This window comes from Arenibacter latericius DSM 15913 (assembly GCF_000424985.1).
GTDB lineage: Bacteria > Bacteroidota > Bacteroidia > Flavobacteriales > Flavobacteriaceae > Arenibacter > Arenibacter latericius.
Map to the genome: position 1 here is coordinate 19,209 of NZ_AUKX01000057.1, position 8,203 is coordinate 27,411.

7 protein-coding genes are annotated in these 8,203 nt (G+C 37.2%); 4 read left to right on the forward strand and 3 right to left on the reverse strand.

Going from position 1 to position 8,203, the window contains the following annotated elements; genetic code table 11:
* The first annotated feature begins 3 nt into the window (after positions 1 to 3).
* The 3 genes from H344_RS0114670 to H344_RS21175 are packed head-to-tail and all read left to right on the forward strand — an operon-like array spanning position 4 to position 4,329.
* The gene (locus H344_RS0114670) at positions 4 to 1,161 is read left to right on the forward strand and encodes a YncE family protein (protein ID WP_026810998.1); all 1,158 of its coding nucleotides are present in this window, start codon (positions 4 to 6) and stop codon (positions 1,159 to 1,161) included.
* 12 nt (positions 1,162 to 1,173) lie between these two features.
* Positions 1,174 to 2,733: a PKD-like domain-containing protein gene (locus H344_RS21170; RefSeq protein WP_051254345.1), complete on the forward strand. Its 1,560-nt coding sequence runs from the start codon at positions 1,174 to 1,176 to the stop codon at positions 2,731 to 2,733.
* A gap of 42 nt (positions 2,734 to 2,775) precedes the next feature.
* Positions 2,776 to 4,329, forward strand: a complete 1,554-nt coding sequence (locus tag H344_RS21175; RefSeq protein ID WP_051254346.1) for a DUF5074 domain-containing protein — start codon at positions 2,776 to 2,778, stop codon at positions 4,327 to 4,329.
* Between the two features lie 285 nt (positions 4,330 to 4,614).
* On the opposite strand, the gene H344_RS0114685 is transcribed toward H344_RS21175, so the two are convergent.
* Entirely contained in the window at positions 4,615 to 4,872 is a 258-nt protein-coding gene (locus H344_RS0114685) for a hypothetical protein (protein WP_026810999.1), read from the reverse strand.
* A 110-nt stretch (positions 4,873 to 4,982) separates the two neighbouring features.
* Here H344_RS0114685 and H344_RS0114690 point away from each other — a divergent pair, with 110 nt between their 5' ends.
* Positions 4,983 to 5,726 (forward strand): SOS response-associated peptidase, encoded by a 744-nt coding sequence (locus H344_RS0114690; RefSeq protein ID WP_026811000.1) that lies wholly within the window; start codon positions 4,983 to 4,985, stop codon positions 5,724 to 5,726.
* A gap of 85 nt (positions 5,727 to 5,811) precedes the next feature.
* On the opposite strand, the gene H344_RS0114695 is transcribed toward H344_RS0114690, so the two are convergent.
* Both H344_RS0114695 and fabF read right to left on the reverse strand, forming a co-directional pair.
* Positions 5,812 to 6,624: a DUF6503 family protein gene (locus tag H344_RS0114695; protein ID WP_026811001.1), complete on the reverse strand. Its 813-nt coding sequence runs from the start codon at positions 6,622 to 6,624 to the stop codon at positions 5,812 to 5,814.
* Between the two features lie 79 nt (positions 6,625 to 6,703).
* Positions 6,704 to 7,945 carry a beta-ketoacyl-ACP synthase II gene (gene fabF / locus H344_RS0114700; protein ID WP_026811002.1) on the reverse strand — a complete coding sequence of 414 codons (1,242 nt, stop codon included), beginning with the start codon at positions 7,943 to 7,945 and terminating at the stop codon, positions 6,704 to 6,706.
* Between the last annotated feature and the right edge of the window lie 258 nt (positions 7,946 to 8,203).

Consider the following 8,203-nt stretch of genomic DNA (forward strand, 5'->3'; position numbering starts at 1 on the left):
CAGATGCTAAAAAAGTACAGAAATTCCATTTTAATAATTATCACCATGCTTTCCATAACGGGTTGCAGGAAGGACGATCTTATTATTCCTGAGGAAGAAGATATTGTGCCCCCACAAACCGTAACTACCACAGAAGGTTTTTATCTGTTAAATGAGGGGAATATGAATATGAACAAAGCGTCCTTGGATTACTATGAATATGAATCCGGCAAATACCGCCGTAATGTTTATGGACAGGCAAATCCCGACGCTACATTAGGATTAGGCGATGTAGGTAATGATTTGGGTATTTATGGGTCCAAACTTTACGCCGTAATCAACAACTCCAACAAGGTGGAAGTTATGGACGTGGAGACCAGTAAACGACTTAAGGTAATTGATGTGAAAAACGCAAGGTATATTACCTTCTCTAATGGAAAAGCCTATGTAAGTGCATATGATGGTGACGTACAATTAGGCGAAGATTCCCCAAATGGATTTGTCGCTGAAATTGACACCACCTCCTTAGATATAAAACGTACCGTTAAGGTGGGTCGCCAGCCAGAGGAGATGGCAGTAGTAAACAATAAATTATACGTCGCTAATTCCGGCGGATATAGTGCGCCCAACTATGAAAGTATAGTATCAGTAATAGACCTATCAAGTTTTACTAAGATAAAAGATATTGATGTTGCCATTAACCTGCACCGACTAAAAGCGGACGATTATGGAGATTTATATGTAAGCTCCCGAGGAGATTATTTTGACATTCCTTCCAAACTTTTTGTGATCGACACTAAAACCGATATGGTAAAAACGAGTTTTGATCTCCCTACTTCCAACCTTACCATAGTAAGGGATACTGCTTATATCATTGGATCGGAATTTAGTTATGAAACCTTTGACTGGAATATTAACTATTCTATGATAAACATAAAAAATGAAACACTCTTAGAGGGCAGTTTCCTACCAGAATCCGTTAGTGAAGCCATACAAACCCCTTATGCCTTGGCCGTAGATCCATTATCCCAATATATTTATATATCCGATGCTGGGGACTACGTATCCCCCGGAACACTTTACTGTATCGAAAAAAATGGAGAGGTGAAATTCACGGTAACCACAGGAGATATACCTGCACATATTGCTTTCAAATCAAAATCAACAACAATAAATCAATAATTATAATTAATCATGCGAAAATTACTATTTGCAGTAGCTACACTACTGCTATTAAGCGGATGTTACAAAGATGACATCAAAGATCTTAGAAATGATATCTCTGCACTTAAGGACAGAATGGCACAATACGAGAACCTATTGGAGGTACTAAATAAACGACTTTATATAGTTGATTACGAAACAAATAATAAAGGCTATATCATCAATATGAGTGACGGTTCTAAACTAAATGTTCGCAATACGTCTTCTTTTATTGAAATTGGGGAGAACGGCAACTGGTATATTGATGGGGAAGACACGGGTACTCCGGCACAAGGGGAAGCAGGAGAAAGTGGAAAAGCTCCCGAAATTAGTATTGGAGAAAATGGAAATTGGATTATTAATGGGGAGGATACCGGTACCTCTGCTACTGGACAAAGTGGTAAGGATGCCTCAGAGATTACGGCAATAACAATGGCCAATGGTAATATGACTTTTACCTTTGCCGATGGCCGCACAATCACCATAAATGCAAGTGCTCCTCAAATACAATTACCTCAGCCTAGCGAGGGTTTTGCTGTAGACAAAATGCAATGGTTCCGTCTTCAGCCTCAAATAGTAAATGCTGAGGAAGCAACATATAGCTGGTCAGTAAATGGCAATGAGGTTTCGCAAGCTGCAGATTTGCTTTATGTTTTTGCTGATGCAGGGGATTACCAATTAAAATTTACTGCCAAAAATGGGGTGGGCGAAAATTCGGAAATCTTTACCGTTACCGTAAATGAGCAGAACTACGCGAACAAAATCACACAAGTATTCGATTATTTCCCAGCTCCCGGCCAGTACACTAATAAAATGCCAGCGGCAAGTGTAGAAGATACAGATGAAACTATTAGAGAAAAAGCGGAAGCGGCTTTGACAAACAATAGAATGATTTCACTAGGTGGCTATGGAGGTTATGTGGTTATGGGATTTGATCATACTATTATAAATAAAGAAGGAAACGACTTTGTAGTACTAGGAAATGCCTTGCCAACTTGGGCAGAACCAGGTATTGTGATGGTTTCTTATGATGCTAATGGCAATGGAAAGCCAGATGACGAATGGTATGAGATTCAAGGTTCGGAACACCTCAAAGAGACTACTATCCACAACTACCAAATTACTTATTATAAACCAGAGACCGAACCGGAAAACCCTAGCGAACCCAATTATATCCGATGGATAGATAACCAGGGAGTAACAGGATATGTTTCCAAGAACAGTTTTCATAGACAAACCTATTATCCTACTTGGAAAGGCGACAGTATTACATTTAAAGGTACGTTCCTAAAATCTAATGTAACCGATTTCTCCGGACAAGGCACTAATTGGGCTAATCCTGCTTATGATTATGGATATACAGATAATTGGGGCAATAACGATGAGAGAGGACAAATAGATATCAGTTGGGCAGTGGACAACAATGGTGAAAGCGTAACCTTAGAAGGGATCGACTTTATAAAAGTGTACACCGCTAATCGCGATCAAGGAGGCTGGTTAGGTGAGGTTTCCACTGAAATATCAGGATTTAGGGATTTAAACTTAGAGTAAATAACACAGAGGAAAACATAAAGAAATCAAACTATAATAAAAATGAGAAAATTAGCATCCTTATTCTTTTTTGCAATACTAATACTACTTACGGGCTGTAACAAAGACGACATAAATGACCTGAACAGTAAATATGATCAACTGTCTCAAGAACAACAAGCTTTAAAGAAAGAACAAGAGCAGCAGGCAGCGTTATTAAAAAACTACGAAACGCTACTTAATGCCCTTCAAAACAAATTAACAATAGATGCTGTTGAAAATACGGCTAATGGTTATTCTATTATTTTTTCCGATGGTAGCAACATAGCCTTAACCAATGGTCACACCCCTGTTTTTACGGTAGGAGATAATGGTAATTGGTTTGTAGACGGTGAGGATAGTGGAGTAAAAGCATCTGGGAAAGATGGACAGGATGGCGAAGATGGAAAAAGCCCAGAAATTAATATAATAGATGGGTTTTGGCATATAAACGGCCAAGATTCTGGAATTAAAGCAGAAGCTGCTGATGGAAATGATGGTTTAGATGCCCCAAGCATTACTGATATTGTGGTATTAGACGGAACTATGGTGTTTACCTTTAGTAACAACACACAAATCACTGTGCCCATGGAGCAAACTGCGACATTTGATTATTCTAACGGAATTTTCATAATCAATGAAGGCTGGTTTGGAAAGGAATCTGGGAGCATTAATTTTTTAAGAGATGGATCCAATGAATTGGAAACGAGATTGTTTTCTACTACCAATCCGCAAGATAGTCTGGGAAATACAACCCAGTTTGCAACCATCTACAATGAGCAAATGTATATTGTATCTAAACAAGGTGCCTTAGTGGTGGCAAATGCCAAAACCATGAAAGAAAAAGCACGTATCTCTAGTTTTAATTCTTTAGCTGGGGACGGAAGGGCTTTTTGTGGGGTTTCTGAGGACTTAGGATTAGTAAGTACTTCCAAAGGCATTTACAAGCTAAATTTAGATCCCCTTACTCTAGGAGATAAAATTGAGGGTATTACCGGTGAGGTTGGAGAATTATTACAGTACAGACAGTACGTGTTTGCAGTTGCTAAAGGTAAAATTTATGTTATTAACACCAATACTTGGACAATCGATAAAACGTTCGATAAGGGTAAAGGTGGATTGGTAGTTAGTAAAGATGGTATGGTATGGAGTGCTGATGGCAACACCCTTTTAAAAATAAATCCCCTCACCTTAGAAATGGAAAGTATAATAATGCCAACTGGTGTAAGTGTTGCTCATAACGCTTGGGCTTGGACCGCTAGTTCCCTATCGGCTTCAAAACAAGAAAATGCACTTTATTTCCTTAATGGCCTAAAGGTATATAAATACGTGATAGGAGATATAACCTCTCTAAATTCGCCCTTGCTCACTTTACCCTCGGGTAGAATGACATCTGGAGCTGGACTAAATGTTGACCCATACACCAATCAGGTGGTGGTTACAACAATGGATGGTTGGGGGGAATCTGCAGCCAAAAACAACATTTATTTTTATGATGGTACTACAGGTGCGTTGAAGAAAAATATCTACTATGAACACTATTGGTTTCCTGCACTAATCGTTTTCACTGAGCAATAAGTAAATTCATGTTAGAGAAAAAAGCATTAACCCTATGATTATGGGGTTAGTGCTTTTTTTTATACCAGTCATCGCACACAAAATGTTAAAAGTTTAATCGGAAGCGTTAATTTTTTTCTAGGTCCCTATTAGTTGAATAGTTTTGCAGCTCGTAATTTGCTGTTCTACAGGAAACGACGAAAGAAACAGAAAAAGGGCGTGTAATTTCGGGAGCGCCCTTTTTTTATTTACCAGCACTTACAATACTATAGGCTTCCTTAAAACATCTTTTATTTATAGCTATTCTTATTCCAAGATTACTCTTATCCATCCAGCTTCGGGTAGTTCATACCTATCCAATTTCATAACTTTCCTTTCCCCATCATAATATTTATATACTAGAAATACACAGGCATCTGTACTCTCTATATAAAATAGTCCCAACCTTTTGGGAAAGGGTAAGCGCATCTGCTCACATTCCTTGGTTAATTGGTGTGCTCCTATTTCCATAAGGAGTCGTTTTATGGCATAACGATCATGATTTCGATATACAATATTCTTCATTGATGTTGGATATATTCCTTTTTTATGGATTTTATCCAAAATTAGTAATTTTATCTATTAAGGACATCCTCTTAAAAGTTAAATTACTAATTTAGAAAAAAACTAGTTTTATGTGTTTTGGTACTAGGGTAACCACCTCTTCAAAAAACCTGCAAAAATCGTATAATGTATCCAAGTTATTAGGTAAAACACCTATTAAGGACGACTTGGTATATCACTATGCGAACGGTTGGGCGCATCCTCTAATGTGGATTATTCCCCAAGAAAGCAGTAAGCATATTACCCCTTCAATGTGGGGCATTATGCCCGCTAAGGAAATCGGTGCCAATTATAAAAATTACTATAAGGAGGCCGCAAGGTTTGGTGCGGGATTAAATGCGCGGTCCGAAAAACTTTTTGATCATTTTATTTATAAGAACAGTGCCTTTACAAAACGTTGTATTGTTCCTGTAGATGGGTTCTTTGAACCCCATACTGCTCCTAAAAACTTTAAAATTCCTTTTTACTTCGAACGAAAAAACAAGGCCTTACTAAGTCTTGCCGGACTTTATACTACTACCAAGGACGGATTTAACACCTTTACCATCCTCACCAAGGAAGCTACGCCTCTTTTTAAAAAAATACATAATACCAAGAATAGGAGACCGGTTATCTTAAACGACGAAGATGTGCAGGTTTGGTTAAATCCCGAGCTTACCCAGAATAATATTCTTAGTGTGATTAAGAATGATATGGATGATGCAGCCCTACATGCCTACCCTATCAGTAAAGACCTCTACAGCCCCAAGGTAGATTCCAACAGACCAGATATCATAGACGAAGTACAGTATGAGGAATTAGAAATTGAGTATTGATTCGTTTTATAAAAAAGGACTGGAATTAAAATCCAACCCTTTTTTATATACACTCCCACTTTACAAATAGTGGAAACAAAATATCTTACTTTCTAAAATCTTCCTTTGTTAAGTCATTTCCAAATTTAATATTAGACCAGGTAACCCTTATCCATGGTTCATCGGTCACCTCCGCATTCCAGGTAGATGTTTTATATTTTCGTTTCGTAGGCAATAATAATCCATCAATATTCTCGTATTCCAATTTCATCAAATACGGATTTTCTATCACATCAAAATCGGTTACTGTAAAAAGAAATTGATCTACTAGATCGGTCTCCTTGTTTATGTAAAGCTGATATGTATCGGAAGTTTTCTTCCCGGCTATATCAAAAGTCACTTTTACAATGTCGTATTCAACATCATTAATCTTTTCACCCCCTAAATACTCGTATATTAGCCCCTTATCCATAAGTTTTTGCATCATGGTAAACCAATAGAAGTTAGTAGGTCTATTAAAGGCAACACCTTTTAAAAGTTTTTCATCCTTTAGGATATTTCCATTGTGTTTTAGCCAGAATTCACTGCCATCAAAACCCTGTTCTATTAATCCATCGAGATGGGGAAAGGTTCTTTCATGTGTATTATAAGCACCATAAGAAAGCTCTCCATTAAAAAGGTACTTTTCTGTTACAACATCTATTTTACCATCCGGAGTTTGGTAGGTATACGTATATATAACGTCCTTCTTATCTAGAAGTTTACGGTAATCACCAACTTTCTGAGTCATGTTATACACCAATTGATGTCCCATATTTTGAAAGTCTGTTGAGACCTCTTTTTGCAATTTTGTTTTCTCTTTATTTCCGCAGGACAGCAAGAAAAAACTTAGAATAATTACGAATAAATTAATTTTCATGTAAGTTGATTTAAATTAGTCTGTACTATCCTTTGTTAATAGATTTGTTTTAATAAAATAACATGACTCGGAAAAAAAATTAAATACCCTTAAAGATTACCGTTGCATTATGTCCGCCAAAACCGAAGGTATTGCTCATGGCAACCTTAACTGGACTCTCAACTGCATCTTTAATAACTATAGGCATTGTTTTGTTAATTTTCGAATCAATTTCTTCCGTATTGATGGTAGGAGGAACTATATTATTTTCTATTGCTTTAATAGATAAAATTGCTTCAATAGCCCCAGCTGCACCTATTAAATGACCTGTCATTGACTTGGTTGCACTAATTTTAAGATTATTAAAATTGTTATTAAATGCTTTCTCAACAGCTTTCATCTCACTTAAATCTCCTACGGAAGTAGAGGTAGCATGTGCGTTTAAATAGTTCACCTCATCTGGATTTAAATTTGCTTCTTCCATCGCCAATTCCATTGCCTTAATTGCCCCTATACCTTCCGGATGTGTTGTAGAGATATGGTAAGCATCGTCGGTCATAGCAGCCCCTACCACTTCAGCATAAATTTTTGCGCCTCGTTTTTTAGCATGTTCATACTCTTCAAGGACCAATGCGCCCGCTCCTTCTCCCATTACAAATCCGTCCCTATTTACATCAAAAGGTCTAGATGCTTGTTGCGGGTCGCTATTTCGGGTCGATAAAGCTTTCATTGCATTAAAACCTCCTATAGAAGCCTCGGTAATGGGTGCTTCTGAACCTCCTGTAATCATTACTTTAGCTTTGTTTAAACGTATATAATTAAAAGCATCCATAATCGCCGAGTTAGATGAGGCACAAGCGGATACCGCTGTATAGTTAATCCCCATCAATCCAAATTTCATTGCGATCATTCCCGATGCCATATTCACAAGCATCTTTGGAACAAAAAATGGATTAAAGCGTGGATGATTTCCCTCTTGAGCAAAACTAATCACCTCATTTTCAAATGTTTGCATTCCACCCTGACCAGATGCCCAAATAACACCTATATCAAAAGGAGATAGGGATTCTAGTTCTAAACCACTATTATTGATAGCTTCAGTTGCTGAATAAAGAGCATATTGGGTAAAGCGATCACTTCGTTTTATCTCATTCCGCACAAGATATTTTTCTGGGGTAAAATCCTTAAGCTCAGCAGCAAAAGTAGTTTTAAACAATGTGGGGTCGAATTTGGTGATTCTAGACACGCCACTTTTACCATTGATGGCACTTTGCCATAATTCATCTACTGAATTTCCTATTGGAGTTAATGCTCCCAACCCTGTGATTACTACTCTTTTCATATGTAGGTATTTATTGTTTTTTATAATGGTCATACCTGCCCAACTACGTCATTCCTTTAGATTTATAAAGTTATATTTAGTAAATAAAAGGAATACAAAAAAGAATAATAGTTATGATGATGAGATTTCTTTTTTTGCTTCTTTTTTCTTTGTTGATAAGTTTAACTTTGTTAATAACCATAATTGAAAAAGAACGGGGTGAACTTTGTGTCGTTCTAGGTTTATGGCCTATCGCCTGTATTAGTCCCCGTTCTTTAT